Genomic DNA, 20,233 nt, shown 5'->3' on the forward strand with positions numbered 1-20,233 from the left:
CTCGTCGTCGCGAGGGTGCCCCGGCGGTCGTCGCGGACCGCCGGGGCACGTGTCAGCCGCTTCTCGCGGGCTCGGTCACGGAAGGGTCCACTTCTGGTTGGGGCCGGTGTGGCAGGTCCAGAGGTGGACGGGGGTGCCGTCGTTCCAGGTGCCGCCGGAGGCGTCGAGGCACTTGCCGGACTGGGGGTTGCGGACCGTGCCGTCGGTCTGCGGCGCCCACTTCTGGGCGCCGGTGCCGTTGCACGTCCACAGCTGGATCCTCGTGCCGTCGGCGCTGCCGCCCCCGGAGACGTCGAGGCACTTGCCCAGCGCCTTGACCGTGCCGTCGGCCGCGGCGGTCCACCGCTGGGCGCCGGTGCCGTTGCAGGTCCACAACTGGATCCTCGTACCGTCCGCGGTCTGGGAGTTGTCGACGTCGAGGCACTTGCCGCCGACGCCCTTCACCTCACCGGTGCGCGGGCCGGGTTGCTGTCCTCCGTCGTGCTTGACCCGGATGTCGCGGAGGGACACCTCGTCGCCGTCGCCGTGGTTCTGGATGCCGATGTGTCCCTGGCGCAGGCTGCGGGAGGGGTCGGTGTTGGTGAAGTCGTTGATCTTCCGGCCGTTCAGGAAGATCTCCAGCCGCTCCCCGGTGACGCGCAGTTCGTAGGTGTTCCACTCGCCCGGCGGGTTCAGCGCGGCGTCCCGGGCGGCGATGTCGGCGGACTTGAAGCCGTAGACGGCGCCGGTGGTGCGGTCGGGGCTGTCCGTGGCGTCGATCTGGATCTCGTAGCCGTTGTTCACCGCGGACCAGGGGTCGTCGGAGGCCGGGAAGCCCAGGAAGACACCGGAGTTGTCGTCCCCCGCGGCCTTCCAGTCGAGCTTGACGGAGTAGTCGCCGGTGAACTCCCGGGCCGCGTACCAGAGCATGCCGAGCCCGCCCCGGGAGGTGAGCGTGCCGTCCGCGAGGTCGAAGCCGCCGGGTCCGGCCTGTCGCCAGCCGGTCGTGGACGAGCCGTCGAACAGGGGGGTGTAGCCGGTCTCGGGCCGGCAGTCGGCCTCGGTCATGCCCGCGGCCCACCGGATGCCGCCGAGGAGGTGGCGGCGGAAGGCGGGTTCGGCGTAGGACTCGTCGGTGTGGCCGCCGCCCGTGTAGAAGGCGCGGCCGCCCCGGTAGTCCTTGCACCAGGCGATCGGGTGGTCGCCCGCCATGTTCCCGCCGGAGTAGCTGGACTCGTCGAGGGAGGCGAGGACCCGGGCGGTGGTGCGCGGGTTGGTGCGGTAGTTGTACCACTCGTCGGTGCGCTGCCACGTGTCGCCGAGGTGGGCCGTGGCGTCGTGGGCGCGGTCCTCCACGTCGACGGTGGCGGACTGGATCGCCGGGTGCGAGTGGAAGAGGGCGCCGGCGAGGCCTTCGTAGAAGGGCCAGTCGTACTCGGTGTCGGCGGCGGCGTGGATGCCGACGTATCCGCCGCCGCCCTGGATGTACTGCTCGAAGGCGGTCTGCTGCGGGCCGTCCAGGACGTCGCCGGTCGTGGAGAGGAACACGACGGCCTTGTACTGGGCGAGGTTGCCGCCGGTGAACGCCTGGGCGTCCTCGGTGGCGTCGACGGTGAAGTTGCCGCTCGTGCCGAGGGCGCGCAGGGCCGCGACGCCGTCGTCGATCGAGGAGTGGCGGAAGCCGGCGGTCCTGGAGAAGACGAGGACCTTGTACGCGGGGTCGGCCGCCGCGCGCGCCTCGGGGGCGGCGACGGGAGCGGGCGCCGCGGCGGGCAGGGCCGAGGCCTGCGGGGCCAGTGCGAGCGTGGCTCCGGCGAACAGACCGAGGAGCGCTTTCAGAGAGGTTCGCATGAGGTCGTCCTCCTTTCTGGGCTACGGAAGGGTCCACTTCTGGTTGGGTCCGGTGTGGCAGGTCCAGAGGTGGACTGGGGTGCCGTCGTTCCAGGTGCCGCCGGACGCGTCGAGGCACTTGCCGGACTTCGGGTTGCGGACGGTGCCGTCGGGCTGTGGCGCCCACTTCTGGGCGTCGGTGCCGTTGCACGTCCACAGCTGGATCCTCGTCCCGTCGGCGGTCGCGCCGCCGGAGACGTCCAGGCACTTGCCCAGCGCCTTCACCGTGCCGTCGGAGGCGGGCGTCCAACGTTGGGCGGAGGAGGAATTGCAGGTCCAGAGCTGGATCTTCGTCCCGTCGGCGGTGAGCGCGTTGTCCACGTCGAGGCACTTGCCGTTCACGCCCTTCACCGCCCCCGTCGTCGAGCCGCCGGCGGTCGAGGTGGTGAAGGAGAACTCGTCGACGTCGAAGAGGGAGCCGCTGCCGCCCTTGAAGACGAGGTACAGCGTGGTCGATCCGGCCGGGCCGCCGGCCAGCGGGGCGGTCACGTCCTGGAAGGTCTCCCAGCCGCCGGTGACGGGGACGGTCGCGGTGCCGAGGAGCGTGCCGGTGGGGGAGCCCGCGCGCACCTCGATCGTGCCGCCCGCTCCGGCCGAGGAGACGCGTGCGGTGAGCCGGGTGACGTTGTCGAGGGCGTAGGGCGTGAAGGAGATCCAGTCGCCGTTGTCGATGTGGCCGACGGTCCTGCCGCCGTGGGCGGGGGTGTGGGTGACCACCTGTACGCCGGAGGAGGCGCCGTGGTGCTCGGCCTGCCGGTGGCTGGGCTGGGTGACGTGCTGGGCGTGGGTGGTCAGGGCGGGCTGGCCGTTCGCCCCCTTGTCGGTGTACTCGGCGTCGACCACGCCGAAGATGTTGGCGTTGGGGTCGTGCTCGCCGTCCGCGAGGGTCTGCAGGGTGCCCGAGCAGCCGGTGGTCGAGGTCTGGGGGTGGCCGTGACTGTCATGGCCGACGACGAAGGTGATCTTGACCTTGGAGCAGTCGACGGTGCCGTCCTCGGGGTCGGAGACCGTCACCCTGAAGGGGATCGCGGCGCCGAAGTCGTAGACGCGCCCGTTCACGGGGAGTTCCAGCCGTACGGTGGGGGCCGTGTTGCCGACCGTGATCCGGACCGAGGCCGTGGCGGTCTTGCCGGTGGCGTCCGTGACCTTGAGCGTGGCCGTGTACTGCCCGTCGCCGGTGTACGTGTGGGAGGGGTGGGCGGCGGTCGAGGTGGCGCCGTCGCCGAAGGTCCACGCGTAGGAGAGCGCGTCGCCGTCGGGGTCGGCGCTGCCGGCCGAGGAGAAGGCGACGGACAGCGGCGCCGCGCCGGAGGTGACGTCGGCCCCGGCCTGCGCGGTCGGTGCGAGGCCGCCCGTGACGTGTTCGATGCGGTACAGGGCGGAGTTCTGGTCCCCGCTGAAGTAGCCGGTGCCGTAGTCGAGGACGTACAGGGCGCCGTCCGGTCCGAAGGCCATGTCCATCACCTGGGTGCCGCTCCAGGGGAACGCGTGGATGGACTGCACCGTGCCCGCGGGGTCGGAGGCGACGCGTCGGATCCAGCGGCGGCCGAACTCCCCGGCGAAGTACTGGCCGTCGAATTCCTGCGGGAACTTCACGTCGGAGGTGGAAGCGGCGTCGTAGCGGTAGACCGGCCCGCCCATCGGGGATTCCGAGCCGCCGCCGAACTCCGGCACCGAGTCGCCGTCGTAGGGGATCCAGGCGGCCCGGGCGGGCGGCAGGTCGGTGAGGCCGGTGTTGTTCGGCGAGGTGTTCTTCGGCGCGGCGCAGCTGAAGGCCGAGCCGGTGGCGCCCGTGGCGAAGTCGTGGTCGACGTAGGCGTCGTTGGCGCCGGTGCAGTACGGCCAGCCGTAGTTGCCCGGGCCGGTGATCCGGTTGAACTCCACCTGGCCCGCGGGGCCGCGGGTGGGGCTGGCGCTGCCGGCGTCGGGGCCGTAGTCGCCGAGGTAGACGATTCCGGTGGCCTTGTCGACGCTCATGCGGAAGGGGTTGCGGAAGCCCATGGCGTAGATCTCGGGGCGGGTCCTCGCCGTACCGGGTGCGAAGAGGTTGCCGGACGGGATCGTGTACGAGCCGTCCGCGGCCACCTTGATCCGCAGGACCTTGCCGCGCAGGTCGTTCGTGTTGCCGGAGGAGCGCTGGGCGTCGTACGCGGGGTTGCGGGAGGGGCGTTCGTCGATGGGCGTGTAGCTGTCGGAGGCGAACGGGTTGGTGTCGTCACCGGTCGACAGGTACAGGTTCCCGGCGGCGTCGAAGTCGATGTCTCCGCCGACGTGGCAGCAGATGCCCCGTGAGGCGGGCACGTCGAGGATCCGCCTCTCGCTGCCCGGGTCCAGGGTGCCGTCCGTCCTGAGGACGAACCGCGACAGGCGGTTCACTCCGTCGAACGGGGCGAAGTCGGCGGCGGTGCCGCTGCCGGGGGCGTCTCCGGACGGGGTGGCGAGCTTGGGCGCGTAGTAGAGGAAGACGTGCCGGTTGGAGGAGAAGGCCGGGTCCACGGCGATGCCCTGGAGGCCCTCCTCGTCATGGCTGTACACGTCGACCTTCCCGGCCACGCTCGTCGTGCCCGCGGCGTCCGTCCGGCGCACGGTGCCGTCCCGGGAGGTGTGCAGCACCGAGCGGTCCGGCAGCACGGCCAGGGTCATGGGCTCGCCCATCTCCGCCACGCCCTTGGCGAGCGTGACCTGCTGGAACTCCGGTGCGGCCGCCGGCGCCGGGGCCGGGTCGTGGTGGGGCGGTGGCGAGGCGGCGGCCGGGGACACCGGGAGCAGGAGCCCGGCGGTGCAGGCCAGGCCGGTCAGGAGGTGAAGGCGCTTGCGTGCGGGCGTTCTCGTGCGCACAGAGGGTCTCCCGAAGAGAGAGGGGGGACGGCGGCCTCGCTGGGCCGCCGGGTGTGTCTACGGGCGCGCGCCGTCACGCCGTAGCGACCGGTCGCGATCACATGACCGGTACATTTCAAAGAAGTTAGCGTCCTTTGTCGGGCTCCGTAACCCGGCAGGCGCAAGTTCTCGCTACTTCTTCCCCGTACGGGACAAAGCATGGACGGGTCCGGAGGAAGTCCCTACTGTGTGCGGCGCGGCGGTGCGCCGGGTCCTCGACCCCCCGCCCGAACCTCCGTGACCGGGACGACGGCGCGCCCCGGCAGCGGTGGAACCCCCGATTGCCCGATCGAACCCCTCCTCACCGAGGGGTCGTCAGGAGGTCACGTGTATCCACGGCTGTACGCCCGCCGGACGGGCAGACGCCTCACCGGAACGCTCCTCGTCTCCCTGCTCGCCCTCGGCCTCGCGGCGGCGCCCGCCCCCGCGGACGACGTCGCCGCCCTCCCGCCGCAGGAACCGGGGGTCACCCTCCGGGTCTTCGACGTCCAGGTGCCGCTCAACGACTTATGCGACCTGAAGCCCGGTCAGACGCCCAACATCGACAAGCTGATGCCGCTGATCGACTGGAGCTCGCCGGCCGACTTCGGCCTGGACAGCAACTTCGTCACCCAGGTGATCGGCAACCTGAACGCCCCGGCGGCGGGCACCTACACCCTCCGCCTCACCAGCGATGACGGATCCCGCCTCTGGATCGACGACCAGCTGGTGATCGACCACGGCGGCCTGCACGGCCCGGAGCCCAAGGAAGCCGAGATCAGCTTGACGGCAGGGCCCCACGCCCTGCGCATCGAGCACTTCGAGCGAGGCGGCGGCGAGCGGTTGACGCTGGAATGGAAGCCGCCCGGCGCCCCCGGTCTCACCGTCGTCCCGAACACGGCCCTCAGCACGGACGCCGGCGTCGTCCGCGTGACGGCGCCGGGGCGCAAGGAGTGCGAGGCCGGCACGGACTCGCCCGGCGACGGCCTGCCGCTCGCCGGCGTCCACCCGAACTACACCCTCACCGACCTGCGGCCGCCCGGCTTCGAACCCCAGGTGTCCGCGATGGACTGGCTCCCCGACGGACGCCTGGCCGTGACGACCTGGGGCGGCAGCAACAACACCGCCGGCGAGGTCTACCTCCTGTCGAACGTGACCGGGGCCACCGGACCGGGCAAGGTGACGTACAAGAAGATCGCCTCGGGCCTCAAGGAGCCCATGGGGATCAAACACGTCGACGGCAAGCTGTACGTGTCGCAGAAGCACGAGCTGACCGAGCTGAACGACACCGACGGCGACGGGGTCACCGACCAGTACCGCAGGGTCGCCACCTGGCCCTTCGGCGGGAACTTCCACGAGTTCGGCTTCGGACTCCTCCACAAGGACGGGTTCTTCTACCTGAACCTGTCGGTCTCGATCAACTACGGCGGGGCGACCACCGATCCGCAGCCGGCCCCGAACCGCGGCACCACCATCAAGGTGAACAAGGCGACGGGCGCGGTCTCCTACGTCGCCGGAGGACTGCGCACGCCCAACGGCATCGGCTGGGGCCCCGACGGCGACATGTTCGTCACCGACAACCAGGGCGGCTGGCTCCCCTCGTCCAAGCTCGTGCACATCAAGCAAGGCCGCTTCTTCAACCACTACACCAACCCCTCCGGCCCCTTCGACAACCAGGCCGTCACCAAGCCGGTGCTCTGGCTGCCGCAGAACGAGATCGCCAACTCGCCCAGCACCCCGCTCCAGCTGACCGGGGGACCCTTCGCGGGCCAGATGCTGTTCGGCGACGTCACCTACGGCGGAATCCAGCGCGCCTACCTGGAGAAGATCGGAGGGGAGTACCAGGGCGCGGTCTTCCGGCTCACCCAGGGCCTGGAGGCCGGCGTCACCCGGATCAGCGTCGGCCCGGACGGCGCGCTGTACGCCGGCGGCCTCGGCGCCGGCGGGAACTGGGGCCAGGAGGGCAAGCTCGCCCACGGCCTTCAGAAGCTCACCCCCAACGGCACCGACGCCTTCGACATCCGCGCCATGCGGGCCGTGCCCGGCGGCTTCGCGCTCGAATACACCCAGCCGCTGTCGGCGGAGACCGCCGCCGACCTCGCCGCGCACTACAAGGCCAAGCAGTGGCGGTACGCGCCGACCGCCGACTACGGCGGGCCGAAGGTCGACGAGGAGACCCTCACCGTCCGGTCCGCGACCCTGTCCGGTGACGGGCGCACGGTCACCCTCGCGCTCCCGGGCCTGAAGGCCGACCGGGTCGTCCACGTCCGCTCGCCGCGTCCCTTCAGCTCCGCGAGCGGCGAGTCCCTGTGGAGCACCGAGGCCTGGTACACGCTGAACCGGCTCCCGGGAGCGGGCGCGGCCACGGGCGAGGTGAAGGGCGTCGGCGGCAAGTGCCTCGACGTCGACGACTCCCAGACCGCGGACGGCACGAAGATCCAGCTCTGGACCTGCAACGGCACGGCCGCCCAGCGGTGGACCGTCTCCGGCGACGGCACGGCGAAGGTGCTGGGCAAGTGCCTGGACGTGTCGAACGGCGGCAGCGCGGACGGCACCAAGGTCCAGCTGTGGACGTGCAACGGCACGGCCGCGCAGCAATGGGAGGCGCGGAGCGACGGAACCGTCCGCAACCCGCGGTCCGGCAAGTGCCTGGACGCCTCCGGAGGCGTCTGGAACGACGGCACCCCTGTCCACCTGTGGACCTGCCACACGGGAGCGAACCAGAGATGGACGCTCCCCTGACGTGAGGAGCCGCCCGGCCTCCCCGGCCGGGCGGCACCTCGTTCACGCGCCGCGCGCCTTCTTTGTCCTCAACCCGGAAAAAGTCGGACCGTACTTCTGCGCAAGTTCTTCCGTCCCGGAAAACCGACTGCTACGTTCCCCACGAAAGCAGCCGGACCCCACGGACGAATCCCCGCACCGGGACCGCCGCGGGACCGCCAGACAGCAGGGGAGGAGGCCACGTGCGACGCATGACGGCCAGGCCCGGCAACGCGCACCAGGCACGGCTGCTCCGGCTGCTGCGCGACGGCGGCCCCCACTCCCGGGCCCAGCTCGGCGATCTGGTCGACCTCTCCCGCTCCAAGCTCGCGGTCGAGGTGGATCGGCTCCTGGAGACGGGACTCGTCGTGGCGGACGGACTCGCCGCCTCGCGCGGCGGGCGCCGCTCGCACAACATCCGCCTCACCCCCGGCCTGCGCTTCCTCGGCGTCGACATCGGCGCGACCTCGATCGACGTCGCCGTCACCAACGCCGAACTGGAAGTGCTCGGCCACCTCAACCACTCGATGGACGTGCGCGAGGGCCCTGTCGCGGTCTTCGAACAGGTGCTGTCGATGGTCGCCAAGCTCAAGTCCCTCGGACTGGCCGACGGTCTGGACGGCGCCGGCATCGGGGTCCCCGGACCGGTCCGCTTCCCGGAGGGCGTCCCCGTGGCGCCCCCGATCATGCCCGGCTGGGACGGATTCCCCGTCCGTGAGGCCCTCAGCCAGGACCTCGGCTGCCCCGTCATGGTCGACAACGACGCCAACCTGATGGCCATGGGCGAGCAGCACGCCGGTGTCGCCCGGTCCGTCGCCGATTTCCTGTACGTCAAGATCGGTACGGGCATCGGCTGCGGCATCGTGCTCGGCGGCGAGGTCCACCGGGGCACCACCGGCAGCGCCGGCGACATCGGCCACATCCAGGTCGAGCCGGACGGCCGGGCCTGCGGCTGTGGCAACCAGGGTTGTCTCGAAGCCCACTTCAGCGGGTCCGCGCTCGCCCGGGACGCCGAGGACGCGGCGCGCGCGGGCGGTACGGCCGAGCTGTCCGCCCGGCTGGAGACGCACGGCAAGCTCACCTCCGCCGACGTGGCCGCGGCCGCCGCCGCGGGCGACCAGGTCGCCCTCGACCTCATCCGCGCGGGCGGTGGCCGGGTCGGCCAGGTGATCGCGGGACTCGTCAACTCCTTCAACCCCGGGATGGTCGTGATCGGCGGCGGCGTCACCGGCCTCGGCCACACGCTGCTGGCGAGCGTGCGCACCCAGGTCTACCGGCGCTCCCTGCCGCTGGCGACCAGGAACCTCCCGATCGTCCTCGGTGAGCTCGGTTCGACCGCCGGCGTGATCGGCGCGGCCCGCCTCATCAGCGACCACCTGTTCTCCCCGGCCTGAACCTCTGGTGCGGATCCCGCCGGACAACGGGATCCGCGCCGTGACCGCCCCCACCGAGCGCACCACCGCACCACGGTCCCGCACCATCCGCAGCAACGCACTTCCGTAGTCCCGCACGCCCGCACCACCGCAGCAACGCACCCCCGCAGTCCCCACACGCGGCACCGCCCCCGGGCGGCTCGTGTGATGCTCCGTCACATCCGTGGACGGGTCGACCGGATGCCCCTCCCCGTGTCCCGCTGCCCGCACCTCGCGTGACACGCCCCGCGCACCACGTACACCACCCCACGCCCAGCGCACCACGTACACGCCCCACCCGCGCACCACGTACACGCCCCGCCCCGCTCCCTCCGCCCCGCCCGCTCGCGGCCGTACTCGCCGAGGAATCGTCATGGCACCAGAAGCACCCCTGCTCAGCATGTCCGGCATCACCAAGTCGTTCCCCGGCGTCCGTGCCCTCGACGGCGTGGACCTGGAGGTCCGGTCCGGAGAGGTCCACTGCGTCCTCGGCCAGAACGGCGCCGGGAAGTCCACCCTGATCAAGGTCCTCGCCGGCGTCCACCAGCCCGACGGAGGGCGGATCACCTGGCGCGGAGAGCCGGTGGCCCCCGCCACCCCGATCGCCGCGATGCGCCTCGGGATCGCCACCATCTACCAGGAACTCGACCTGGTCGAGGGGCTGTCCGTGGCCGAGAACGTCTTCCTCGGCCACGAACCGACCTCCGCCGGCTTCGTCGTCCGGAGCGGGGTCGCCCGGGAGGCGACCGCCGGACTCCTCCGCCGGCTCGGCCACGCCGAGATCGACCCGGCCCGTGCCGTCGGCGAACTCTCCGCCGCCCAGCGGCAGATCGTCTCCATGGCCCGCGCGCTCTCCCACGAGGTCAGGCTCATCGTCATGGACGAGCCGTCCGCCGCCCTCGACCCGGAGGAGGTCGACAACCTCTTCCGCACGGTCGAGGACCTGACCGCCGACGGCGTCGCCGTCGTCTACATCTCGCACCGCCTGGAGGAGATCCGCCGCATCGGGGACCGCGTCACCGTCATCAAGGACGGCCGGACCGTCGCCGGCGGGCTCCCCGCCAAGTCCACCTCCACGGACGAGGTCGTCCGCCTGATGACCGGCCGCGCCGTCGAGTACGTCTTCCCCGAGCGCCCCGACCGGACGGCCCGGCCGCTCACCGCCGAACCCGTCCTGCGCGTCGAAGGGCTGGCGCGCGACGGGGAGTTCGCCGGTGTCGACCTGGAGCTGCGCCCGGGGGAGATCGTCGGCCTGGCCGGCCTGGTCGGCTCGGGCCGCAGCGAGATCCTGGAGACGGTCTACGGGGCACGGCGGCCGACCGCGGGACGGGTGCTGGTCGACGGGGTTCCCCTGCGGCCCGGCAGCGTGCCCGCCGCCGTCCGCGCCGGCATCGGCCTCGCCCCGGAGGAACGCAAGGCCCAGGCGCTGCTCCCGATGGAGTCCGTCACCCGCAACGTCACCCTCTCGACCCTCTCCCGCTTCGCGCGCGGCGGCCGGATCGACCGGGCGAAGGAACGGGCGGCCGCCCGGGACGCCACCCGCGCCCTCTCCCTGCGGCCCGACGACCCCGACGCCCCTGTCCGCACCCTCTCCGGCGGCAACCAGCAGAAGGCGGTCCTCGCCCGTTGGCTGCTGCGCGGCTGCAAGGTGCTGCTGCTCGACGAACCGACCCGGGGGGTCGACATCGGGGCCCGTGCCGAGCTGTACGCCGTCATCCGGAGACTCGCCGACGAGGGGCTCGCGGTGCTCCTCGTCTCCAGCGAGGTGCCCGAGGTCCTCGGCCTCGCCGACCGCGTCCTGGTGCTGCGCGAGGGCGGTGTCGTCCACACCGCCGACGCCCGGGAGCTGGACGAGCACCGCGTACTCGACCTCGTGATGGAAGGAAGCCCGACGGCATGACGCACTCAGCCACCCCGGCGGGACGGGAGGCGCCCCCCGCCCCCGCCGCGCCCGGCGGGAAGACCCCCGCGCTCCGGCCGCCGGTCCTCCGCCTCGACGTCCGCAGCCTCTCCCTCCTCGGCGTCCTCGCCGCGCTGGTGGCCGTCGGGGGCCTCACCAGGCCCGCCGAGTTCCTCGCCACCAGCAACCTCCAGCTCGTGCTCACCCAGGCGTCGGTCATCGGCGTCGTGACCGTCGGCATGACCTTCGTCATCACCAGCGGCGGCATCGACCTGTCGGTCGGCGCGATCGTCGCCCTCGCCTCGGTCTGGGCCACCACCGTCGCCACCCAGGAGTACGGTTTCGCCGGCATCCTCTTCACCGCGGTCGCGGTCGGCGTCGGCTGCGGACTCGTGAACGGCGTCCTCGTGGCGTACGGCGGCATGGTCCCCTTCATCGCCACCCTCGCCATGTTCGCCTCCGCCCGCGGCCTCGCCCTCCAGCTCACCGACGGCAAGACCCAGATCGTCACCGTCGACTCCGTCCTCGACCTCGGCGTCAAGGACGCCTACATCCTCGGCGTCCCGCCGCTCGTCCTCGTCTTCGCCGCCGTCACGGTCGCCGGCTGGTTCCTCTTCAACCGCACCACCTTCGGGCGGCGCACGGTCGCCGTGGGCGGCAACGCCGAGGCCGCCCGCCTGGCCGGCATCGACGTCCGCCGCCAGCGGCTCTCCCTCTACCTCCTGTCGGGCCTGTGCTGCGGCATCGCCGCCTTCATGCTGATCGTCCTCGCCGGCTCCGGGCAGAACACCAACGGCAACCTGTACGAGCTGGACGCCATCGCCGCCGCGATCATCGGCGGCACCCTCCTCAGCGGCGGCCGGGGCACCATCGTCGGCTCGGTCCTCGGGGTCCTCATCTTCACCACGATCACCAACATCTTCGCCCTGAACAACCTGGAGAGCGCCGTCCAGCAGATCGCCAAGGGCGCGATCATCGTCGCGGCCGTCCTCGTCCAGCGCCGCACCCTGCGCGACGACTGACCCTCCTCACATCCCCCCGCACCAGCCCCGCCCCTCCCGGAGGTCGATCCGCCATGCCCGAGTCCCGTATCCCCAGCCGCAGAGGACTGCTCCTCGGCTCCGCCGCCGTCTCCGCCGGAGCGCTCCTCACGGCCTGTACCAGCAACGAGCCCAAGAACCAGGCCGCCCCCAGCGCCGCCGGCAACGCGCCCGTCGCGGACGACAAGCCCGGCCGGCCCGTCACCATCGGCTTCGCAGGACCCCAGGCCGACCACGGCTGGCTCAACGCCATCAACCAGAACGCCAAGGACCGCGCGAAGAAGTACGCCGACGTCACCCTGGAGATCACCGAGGGCTCCAACGACACTGCCGCGCAGATCGGCCAGATCCAGACCCTCATCAACAAGAAGGTCGACGTCCTGGTCATCCTCCCGGCCGACGGCAAGGCCCTCACCCAGGTCGGCCTCCAGGCCATGGCCGCCGGCATCCCCGTCGTCAACCTGGACCGCGTCTTCGGCTCCCCGCAGGCCTACCGCTGCTGGATCGGCGGCGACAACTACGGCATGGGCCTCAACGCCGGCCGCTACATCGGGGAGCAGCTCAAGGACAAGCCGAACGCCAAGGTCGTCGAGCTCGCCGGTCTGGACAACCTCGAACTGACCAAGCAGCGGTCCCAGGGCTTCGACGACGCCCTGAAGAACTACCCCAACATCACCAAGGTCGCCCGGCAGGCGGCCGAGTTCACCGTCGAGTCCGGCCAGGCCAAGATGGCCCAACTGCTCCAGGCGCAGCTGCAGTTCGACGCCCTGTGGAACCACGACGACGACCAGGGCGTCGGCGCCCTCCGCGCCATCGCCCAGGCCGGCCGCAAGGACTTCCTCATGGTGGGCGGCGCCGGGGCCAAGTCGGCCATGGACGCCATCAAGGCCGACGACGGCGTCCTCAAGGCCACCGTCCTCTACCCGCCGACGATGGCCGCCTCCGCCATCGACCTGGCCCGCGCCCTCGGACAGGGCAAGGGCATCGGCGGCATGGCCGAACTGGAGATCCCCTCGTCGGTGACCCTCTACTCGGCCGTCGTCACCAGGGACAACGTCGGCGACTACCTGCCCACCGGCTTCAACTGACCGCCCGCGCGCCGCCCCGGGCGGGCCCGGCGGCCGCTCCGCCGCCCGCCCGGGACCCCGGCGCACCGGGCACCACGGAGCCGACAGCTCCACCGGCCGCCACGGCCGGTACCGCGAGAGGAGACCCATGGAACAGAGGGACAGCGAGACCGCGCCGGCACTCGGCGTCGGCCTGATCGGGTACGCGTTCATGGGCGCCGCCCACTCCCAGGGGTGGCGCACCGCCGGACGCGTCTTCGACCTGCCGCTGCGTCCGGCCCTCGCCGCCGTCGCCGGCCGGGACCGCGCCGCCGTGCACGCCGCGGCCGCCCGGCACGGCTGGGCGGCCGCCGAGACCGACTGGCGGCGCCTCATCGCCCGCGACGACGTCCACCTCGTCGACATCTGCACCCCGGGCGACCGCCACGCCGAGATCGCCGTCGCGGCGCTCGACGCCGGCAAGCACGTGCTGTGCGAGAAGCCGCTCGCCAACACCGTCGCCGAGGCCGAGGCGATGGCCGAGGCCGCCGAACGGGCCGGGAGTCGCGGCCAGGTGGCGATGGTCGGCTTCAACTACCGGCGCGTCCCCGCGCTCGCCCTCGCCCGCCGGCTCGTCGCGGAGGGCCGCGTCGGCGCCCTCCGCCACGTTCGCCTGACGTACCTTCAGGATTGGCTCGTGGACCCGGACTTCCCGCTGACCTGGCGGCTGGAACGGCAGCACGCGGGCTCCGGCGCCCTCGGCGACCTCGGTGCGCACATCGTCGACCTCGCACAGTTTCTGGCGGGGGAGCCGCTGGTCGGGGTCTCGGCGCAACTGGAGACCTTCGTCAGGGAGCGTCCCCTGCTCGCGGGTGTCTCCGCCGGGCTGAGCGGGGCGGGCGGCGCCGGCCGCGGCCCCGTCACCGTGGACGACGCGGCCGTCTTCACCGGCCGGCTCGCGTCCGGGGCCCTGGCGACCTTCGAGGCGAGCCGCGTGGCCCCCGGCCGCAAGAACGCCCTGCGCCTGGAGATCAGCGGCGAACTCGGCTCCCTCGCCTTCGACCTGGAACGCCTGAACGAACTGCTCTACCACGACCACCAGGAGCCGGCCGCCACCGCGGGGTTCCGCCGCATCCTCGTCACCGAGCCCGACCACCCCTACCTGGAGGCGTGGTGGCCGCCCGGCCACGTCCTCGGCTACGAGCACACCTTCGCCCACCAGGCGCGCGATCTGGTCATGACCATCGCCACGGGGGCGGAGCCCTCGCCGTCCTTCGCCGACGGCCTCCAGGTCCAGCGGGTCCTCGCGGCCGTCGAGGAGAGCGCCGGGCACAACGCCGTCTACACGCCCGTACCCGTGCCCCGCACCGCGCCCCCGCCCCCCGCGACGGCCGCCCCCGCCCGTACCGAGGCCCAGGTCTGAGGAGGAGACACCATGGCCCGTCCGTTCACCCTGTTCACCGGCCAGTGGGCCGACCTGCCCCTGGAGGAGGTCTGCGCACTGGCGCGCGACTTCGGCTACGACGGGCTCGAACTCGCCTGCTGGGGAGACCACTTCGAGGTCGACAAGGCCCTCGCCGACCCGGCCTACCTCGACGGGCGGCGCGCCCTCCTGGAGAAGTACGGCCTGCGCTGCTGGGCCGTCTCCAACCACCTCGTCGGCCAGGCCGTCTGCGACCACCCCATCGACGAACGCCACCAGGGCATCCTCCCTCCCCGGATCTGGGGCGACGGCGAGCCGGAAGGGGTGCGCAGGCGCGCGGCGGCCGAGCTGAAGGACACCGCCCGCGCCGCCGCCGCCCTCGGCGTCGACACCGTCGTCGGCTTCACCGGCTCCTCGATCTGGCACCTGGTCGCCATGTTCCCGCCCGTCCCCGAGCGCATGATCGAGCGCGGCTACGAGGACTTCGCCGAGCGCTGGAACCCGATCCTCGACGTCTTCGACGCGGAGGGCGTCCGCTTCGCCCACGAGGTCCACCCGAGCGAGATCGCCTACGACTACTGGACCACGAAGCGAGCCCTGGACGCCGTCGACAACCGGCCCGCCTTCGGACTCAACTTCGACCCCAGCCACTTCGTCTGGCAGGACCTCGACCCGGTCGGCTTCCTCTACGACTTCCGCGACCGGATCTACCACGTCGACTGCAAGGAGGCCCGCACCCGGCTCGACGGGCGGAACGGCCGCCTCGGCTCCCACCTGCCCTGGGGCGACCCGCGCCGCGGCTGGGACTTCGTCTCCGCCGGCCACGGCGACGTCCCCTGGGAGGACGTCTTCCGGATGCTCCGCTCCATCGGCTACGCCGGTCCGATCTCCGTCGAGTGGGAGGACGCGGGCATGGACCGGCTCGCCGGCGCGCCGGAGGCCCTCGCCCACCTCAGGCGCTTCGACTTCGACCCGCCGAGCGCCGCCTTCGACGCGGCCTTCTCGGGACGGGGCGAGTAGCCCCGCCGTACGGGCTCCGCCGCGCGACACCGCGCACGCGGGGCCACCCACGAGCGACGGCGGGCGAGGGGGCGCCGTACCCCCCGCCCGCCGTCTCCACCCCGATGACACCCCACATGTCAGGGAGGCAGCGCGTGCACCACGGGAACGCTCAGCGAACGCCGGCCGACGACCGGACCGGACGCACCGGAGTCTGGTTCGTCGGAGCTCGTGGCTCGGTGGCGACCACGGCCGTCGCCGGCTGCGCCGCCGTCACCGCCGGACTCCATCCTCCGACCGGCATGGTCACCGAGACGCCGCCGTTCACCGACGCCGGACTCCCCGGCCTCGACACCCTCGTCTTCGGCGGCCACGACACCTCCGACTGCCCGTTGCCGAAGCGCGCCGAGGACCTCACGTCGGACAGGGTCCTGCCCTCCGGACTCGCCCGCGCCGTGCACACCGAACTGGCAGCGGCCGACGAGGAGATACGGCCCGGCGGGCCGCTGCCCGGCGACCGCAGGACCGACGAGGAACTGATCACCCGCTTCACCGGCGACCTCGCCGGCTTCCGCACCCGCCACGCCCTCGCGCGGGTCGTCGTCGTCCACGTCGCCTCCACGGAGCCGCTCCCCGAGCCGGACGCCCCCCGCCTCCCGGCGAGCGCGCTCTACGCCGCCGCCGCGCTCCGAGCCGACTGCCCCTACGTCAACTTCACCCCCTCCACCGGCCTGTTCGCCCCCGCCCTCGCCGAGGCCGTCGCGGCGAGCGCCGTCCCGTACGCGGGCCGCGACGGCAAGACCGGCCAGACGCTGCTGCGGTCCGTCCTCGCCCCGATGCTCGTGCAGCGGGCGCTGGCCGTGCGCGCCTGGTCCGGCACCAATCTGCTGGGCGGCGGGGACGGCGCCACACTCGCCGACCCGGCCGCCGCCGCGGCGAAGAACGCGGGCAAGGAGCGCGTGCTCGCCGACATCCTCGGCCCCGGTGTCGAGGGCACCGTCCACATCGACGACGTCCCCGCCCTCGGTGAGTGGAAGACCGCCTGGGACCACATCGCCTTCGACGGGTTCCTCGGCTCCCGCATGATCCTCCAGACCATCTGGCAGGGCTGCGACTCGGCCCTCGCCGCCCCCCTCGTCCTGGACCTGGCCCGGTTCGCCGCCCGCGCCCACGAGGTCGGTCTCACCGGACCCCGTCCCGAACTCGGCTTCTACTTCAAGGACCCGGACGGCGGCCCCGCCGCCCTGGCCGCGCAGTTCGACGCCCTCGTCGCCTTCGCGGGCCGGCTCCGGGACGGGGCCCGATGACCGGCGCGCCGGGGCCGCGCCCGGGGACGGCACGGGCGTGGGGAGAACTGCTGCGGGTGTCGGCGCTGCCCAGCGTCCCCGGCGACGCCCTCGCGGGCGCGGCGGCCGCCGGACTGCGACCCGGCCGCGGGACCGCGTGGGCCGTAGGTGCCTCCGTCTGCCTGTACGAGGCGGGCATGGCGCTCAACGACTGGGCGGACCGCCACGTCGACGCCGTCGAACGCCCGCGGCGGCCCCTGCCGTCGGGCCGCGTCGCCCCGGCCGCCGCCCTCGGCGCGGCCGGCGCCCTCACCGCCACGGGCCTGGCGCTCGCGTCCCGGGCGGGACGGCCGGCGCTGGCCGTCGCCTCGGCGCTGGCCGCGACCGTGTGGGCCTACGACCTCCGGCTCAAGCACACGGCCGCGGGCCCGGCGGCGATGGCCGCCGCCCGGGGGCTCGACGTCCTCCTCGGCGCCCTCGCGACCGCCGCCCCTGGGCGGACGCGGGACACCCGACCCGCGGTGCCGAACCCGCCGCGAACCGCCGCGACGGCGAGCGGCGGGCGCGCCGGGCCGGCCGGTCGGGCCGGGATCGACGTGCTGGCCGCCGCCGCGCCGTCCGCCGCGGCCCTGGCCGCGCACACCTACGCCGTCACCGCCGTCTCCCGGCACGAGGCCGACGGCGGCTCCACGGCGGCTCCGGCGGGGGCCCTCGTCACGGCGGTGCTGCTCGGTCTCCTCACCGCCGGTGCCGGGCCGTACCCGCCGGGCGAGGTACGCCGCACCCGTGGGCGTACCGACCGCCGCGACCGGTCCGGCCCCGCGCGAGGACCCCGCCGCGCGACACCCCGGCCGGACGCCGGGCCGACCGCCCCCGGTGCCGGCCCCTCTCCGGCCCGCCACCGCCGCGTCGCGTCGGACCGGGTCGCGGTGCTCATGGCCGGCGCCTACCTCCGTACCGCCGCCGGCCCCCTCCTCCACGCCGTCCTGAACCCCTCCCCGTCCCTCACCCGGCGCGCGGTCGGCGGCGGCATCCGGGCCATGATCCCCCTCCAGGCCGTCCTGGCCGCCCGCTCCGGATCGCCGGTCGCGGGCGCGGCGCTGCTGGGCCTCGCGCCGGTCGCCCGCCGCCTCGCGCGAAAGGTCAGCCCCACATGACCGAGCGCCGCATGACCGAGCCCCGCGTGGCCGAACCCCACATGACCGGGCCCCACTCAACCGATTCCCACTCGACCTATCCCCACTCGACCGATCCCCACATGACCGAAGCCCGCTCCTCCACCGCGTCCTCCGCCCTCCGATACGGGTACGGCACCAACGGGCTGACCGACCTCCGCCTCGACGACGCCCTCGCCCTCCTCGCCGACCTCGGCTACGACGGCGTCGGCCTCACCCTCGACCACATGCACCTCGACCCCCTCGCCCCCGACCTGGCCGCCCGCACCGCCCGTGTCGCGCGCCGACTGGGCGCCCTCGGCCTCACCGTCACCGTCGAGACCGGCGCCCGCTACGTCCTCGATCCGCGCCGCAAGCACGGCCCCTCCCTGCTGGACCCCGACCCGGAGGCCCGCGCGGCGCGTGTGCGGCTGCTCCTCACCGCCGTGCGGACCGCCGCCGACCTCGACGCCCACGCCGTGCACTGCTTCAGCGGGCCCGCCCCACCGGGTACCGACCCGGACACCGCCTGGGCGCGTCTCGCCACCACCCTCACCCCGGTGGTCGAGGCGGCCGACGCAGCGGGCGTACCGCTCGCGATCGAACCCGAACCCGGCCATCTCCTCGCCACCCTCGCCGACTTCCACCACCTGCGCGCCCTCACCGGAAGCCCCGCCGCCCTCGGCCTCACGCTCGACATCGGCCACTGCCGATGCCTGGAACCCGCACCGGTCGCCGACTGCGTCCGGGCAGCGGGCCCCTGGCTGCGCCACGTCCAGATCGAGGACATGCGGCGCGGCGTCCACGAGCACCTTCCGTTCGGCGACGGCGAGATCGACTTTCCTCCGGTCCTCGACGCCCTCGCGTCCACCGGATACCAAGGGCTCACCGTCGTCGAGCTGCCGCGCCACTCCCACGCCGGCCCGGAACTCGCCCGCTCCTCCCTGTCCTTCCTCCGCGCCGTGCAGCCGAAAGGACCGCTGACCGCGTGAACGCGACCCCGCCCCAGGACACCCTCCGCCACCTGCGCACGCCGCTCCCTCCAGGGCCCCGGGCCTGGCTCGACGACGCCTTGGCCGAGGCGGAACGGACCGGCGGCCCGTCCTCGACCGACCCTCCGGGAACCACCCCCGCCTGGGAACTGCGGTTCGCCGCCGCCGGACGTTCCTGCGGAGCCGAGCACGCCGACGCCGTCCGCACCGCCCTCCTCGCGGCGGTCCGCCCCGCACCGGAGGACCTCGCGCGCCTCTACCACCACGGCAGCGCCGCCGAACGCCGCGCCGTGCTCCACGCCCTGCCGCACCTCCTCACCGGCCCCCACGCCCTGCCCCTCGTCGAGGACGCCCTGCGCACCCACGACGCACGGCTCGTCGCCGCCGCCGTCGGCCCCTACGCGGCAGCCCACCTCGACCAGCACGCGTGGCGGCACGCCGTCCTCAAGTGCCTCTTCACCGAGGTCCCCGTCAGCGCCGTCGCCGACCTGCCCCGGCGCGCCCGCGGCGACGCCGACCTGGCGCGCATGCTCGCCGACCACGCCGCCGAGCGCACCGCCGCCGGCCGCCCCGTCCCCGACGACCTGTACCACGTGCTCGCCCTGGCCGCCCAAGGCCCCCGCCGACCCGCGGAGGAGTGCTGATGCGTCTCTTCGACCCGCACATCCACATGACCTCCCGCACCACCGACGACTACGAGGCCATGTACGCCGCCGGGGTGCGCGCCCTGGTCGAGCCCGCCTTCTGGCTCGGCCAGCCGCGCACCTCCCCGGCGAGCTTCCTCGACTACTTCGACGCGCTCCTCGGCTGGGAGCCGTACCGGGCCGCCCAGTACGGCATCGCGCACCACTGCGCCCTCGCGCTCAACCCCAAGGAGGCCAACGACCCCCGCTGCGTCCCCGTCCTCGACGTCCTGCCCCGCTACCTCGTCAAGGACTCCGTCGTCGCGGTCGGCGAGATCGGCTACGACTCGATGACCCCCGCCGAGGACACCGCCCTCGCCGCCCAGCTCCAGATGGCCGCCGACCACGGGCTGCCCGCCCTCGTCCACACCCCGCACCGCGACAAGCTCGCGGGGCTGCGCCGCACGCTCGACGTCGTGCGGGAGTCCGCGCTGGCACCCGACCACGTGCTGCTCGACCACCTCAACGAGACGACGGTGGGGGAGGCGAAGGAGAGCGGCTGCTGGCTGGGCTTCTCCGTCTACCCGGACACCAAGATGGACGAGGACCGGATGGTCGCGGTCCTGCGCGCCCACGGGCCGGAGAAGGTGCTCGTCAACTCGGCGGCGGACTGGGGGAGGAGCGATCCGCTCAAGACCCGCGCCGTCGCCGACGCGATGCTCGCCGCGGGCTTCGGCGAGGACGACGTGGACCTGGTCCTGTGGCGCAACCCCGTCGCCTTCTACGGGATCAGCGGCCGCCTCGCCCTCGACGTGCCACCGGCCCTAGGCACCCACGAGGGCAACTCCGTGCTGCGCGGCGGGGAATGAGGAG

Annotated in this window: 14 protein-coding genes; 12 read left to right on the top strand and 2 right to left on the bottom strand. The window is 73.4% G+C overall.

What is annotated here, in order from left to right; genetic code table 11:
* Positions 1-75 precede the first annotated feature (75 nt).
* Positions 76-1,830 carry a ThuA domain-containing protein gene (locus tag ACF1BN_RS08380; protein WP_392330802.1) on the bottom strand — a complete coding sequence of 585 codons (1,755 nt, stop codon included), beginning with the start codon at positions 1,828-1,830 and terminating at the stop codon, positions 76-78.
* A gap of 21 nt (positions 1,831-1,851) precedes the next feature.
* A complete protein-coding gene (locus ACF1BN_RS08385; RefSeq protein WP_392330803.1) occupies positions 1,852-4,707 on the bottom strand; it encodes a carbohydrate-binding protein in 2,856 nt (951 codons plus the stop codon).
* A gap of 366 nt (positions 4,708-5,073) precedes the next feature.
* Between ACF1BN_RS08385 and ACF1BN_RS08390 the strand changes: the two genes are divergently transcribed.
* The 12 genes from ACF1BN_RS08390 (at position 5,074) to ACF1BN_RS08445 (ending at position 20,229) form a co-directional block, all read left to right on the top strand.
* Entirely contained in the window at positions 5,074-7,467 is a 2,394-nt protein-coding gene (locus ACF1BN_RS08390; RefSeq protein ID WP_392330804.1) for a lectin, read from the top strand.
* Positions 7,468-7,697: 230 nt separating this feature from the next.
* Positions 7,698-8,879, top strand: coding sequence for an ROK family protein (locus ACF1BN_RS08395; RefSeq protein WP_392331013.1), 1,182 nt, complete (start codon positions 7,698-7,700; stop codon positions 8,877-8,879).
* 391 nt (positions 8,880-9,270) lie between these two features.
* The gene (locus tag ACF1BN_RS08400; RefSeq protein WP_392330805.1) at positions 9,271-10,797 is read left to right on the top strand and encodes a sugar ABC transporter ATP-binding protein; all 1,527 of its coding nucleotides are present in this window, start codon (positions 9,271-9,273) and stop codon (positions 10,795-10,797) included.
* Positions 10,794-11,819: an ABC transporter permease gene (locus tag ACF1BN_RS08405; protein ID WP_392330806.1), complete on the top strand. Its 1,026-nt coding sequence runs from the start codon at positions 10,794-10,796 to the stop codon at positions 11,817-11,819. The genes ACF1BN_RS08400 and ACF1BN_RS08405 overlap by 4 nt, the downstream gene beginning before the upstream one ends.
* A 53-nt stretch (positions 11,820-11,872) precedes the next feature.
* Entirely contained in the window at positions 11,873-12,925 is a 1,053-nt protein-coding gene (locus ACF1BN_RS08410) for a substrate-binding domain-containing protein (protein WP_392330807.1), read from the top strand.
* A gap of 127 nt (positions 12,926-13,052) precedes the next feature.
* Positions 13,053-14,306, top strand: a complete 1,254-nt coding sequence (locus ACF1BN_RS08415) for a Gfo/Idh/MocA family protein (RefSeq protein ID WP_392330808.1) — start codon at positions 13,053-13,055, stop codon at positions 14,304-14,306.
* A gap of 12 nt (positions 14,307-14,318) precedes the next feature.
* Positions 14,319-15,326 (top strand): sugar phosphate isomerase/epimerase family protein, encoded by a 1,008-nt coding sequence (locus ACF1BN_RS08420; RefSeq protein ID WP_392330809.1) that lies wholly within the window; start codon positions 14,319-14,321, stop codon positions 15,324-15,326.
* Between the two features lie 116 nt (positions 15,327-15,442).
* Positions 15,443-16,612: an inositol-3-phosphate synthase gene (locus ACF1BN_RS08425; protein WP_392330810.1), complete on the top strand. Its 1,170-nt coding sequence runs from the start codon at positions 15,443-15,445 to the stop codon at positions 16,610-16,612.
* Complete coding sequence (locus ACF1BN_RS08430; protein ID WP_392330811.1) at positions 16,609-17,748, top strand: SCO3242 family prenyltransferase; 1,140 nt, start codon at positions 16,609-16,611, stop codon at positions 17,746-17,748. The genes ACF1BN_RS08425 and ACF1BN_RS08430 overlap by 4 nt, the downstream gene beginning before the upstream one ends.
* A gap of 101 nt (positions 17,749-17,849) precedes the next feature.
* The gene (locus tag ACF1BN_RS08435) at positions 17,850-18,737 is read left to right on the top strand and encodes a sugar phosphate isomerase/epimerase family protein (RefSeq protein ID WP_392330812.1); all 888 of its coding nucleotides are present in this window, start codon (positions 17,850-17,852) and stop codon (positions 18,735-18,737) included.
* A complete protein-coding gene (locus ACF1BN_RS08440) occupies positions 18,734-19,381 on the top strand; it encodes an EboA domain-containing protein (protein WP_392330813.1) in 648 nt (215 codons plus the stop codon). Before ACF1BN_RS08435 ends, ACF1BN_RS08440 begins: the two co-directional genes overlap by 4 nt.
* Positions 19,381-20,229: a TatD family hydrolase gene (locus ACF1BN_RS08445; protein ID WP_392330814.1), complete on the top strand. Its 849-nt coding sequence runs from the start codon at positions 19,381-19,383 to the stop codon at positions 20,227-20,229. Before ACF1BN_RS08440 ends, ACF1BN_RS08445 begins: the two co-directional genes overlap by 1 nt.
* Positions 20,230-20,233 lie beyond the last annotated feature (4 nt).

The organism is Streptomyces sp. NPDC014861, assembly GCF_043081625.1.
GTDB lineage: Bacteria > Actinomycetota > Actinomycetes > Streptomycetales > Streptomycetaceae > Streptomyces.

What these genes read in the sequence shown, in the direction of transcription:
- ACF1BN_RS08380 (WP_392330802.1), bottom strand. Translation starts at nt 1,830, where the DNA reads ATGCGAACCTCTCTGAAAGCGCTCCTCGGTCTGTTCGCCGGAGCCACG.
- ACF1BN_RS08395 (WP_392331013.1), top strand. Translation starts at nt 7,698, where the DNA reads ATGACGGCCAGGCCCGGCAACGCGCACCAGGCACGGCTGCTCCGGCTG.
- ACF1BN_RS08400 (WP_392330805.1), top strand. Translation starts at nt 9,271, where the DNA reads ATGGCACCAGAAGCACCCCTGCTCAGCATGTCCGGCATCACCAAGTCG.
- ACF1BN_RS08405 (WP_392330806.1), top strand. Translation starts at nt 10,794, where the DNA reads ATGACGCACTCAGCCACCCCGGCGGGACGGGAGGCGCCCCCCGCCCCC.
- ACF1BN_RS08410 (WP_392330807.1), top strand. Translation starts at nt 11,873, where the DNA reads ATGCCCGAGTCCCGTATCCCCAGCCGCAGAGGACTGCTCCTCGGCTCC.
- ACF1BN_RS08415 (WP_392330808.1), top strand. Translation starts at nt 13,053, where the DNA reads ATGGAACAGAGGGACAGCGAGACCGCGCCGGCACTCGGCGTCGGCCTG.
- ACF1BN_RS08420 (WP_392330809.1), top strand. Translation starts at nt 14,319, where the DNA reads ATGGCCCGTCCGTTCACCCTGTTCACCGGCCAGTGGGCCGACCTGCCC.
- ACF1BN_RS08425 (WP_392330810.1), top strand. Translation starts at nt 15,443, where the DNA reads ATGTCAGGGAGGCAGCGCGTGCACCACGGGAACGCTCAGCGAACGCCG.
- ACF1BN_RS08430 (WP_392330811.1), top strand. Translation starts at nt 16,609, where the DNA reads ATGACCGGCGCGCCGGGGCCGCGCCCGGGGACGGCACGGGCGTGGGGA.
- ACF1BN_RS08435 (WP_392330812.1), top strand. Translation starts at nt 17,850, where the DNA reads ATGACCGAAGCCCGCTCCTCCACCGCGTCCTCCGCCCTCCGATACGGG.
- ACF1BN_RS08445 (WP_392330814.1), top strand. Translation starts at nt 19,381, where the DNA reads ATGCGTCTCTTCGACCCGCACATCCACATGACCTCCCGCACCACCGAC.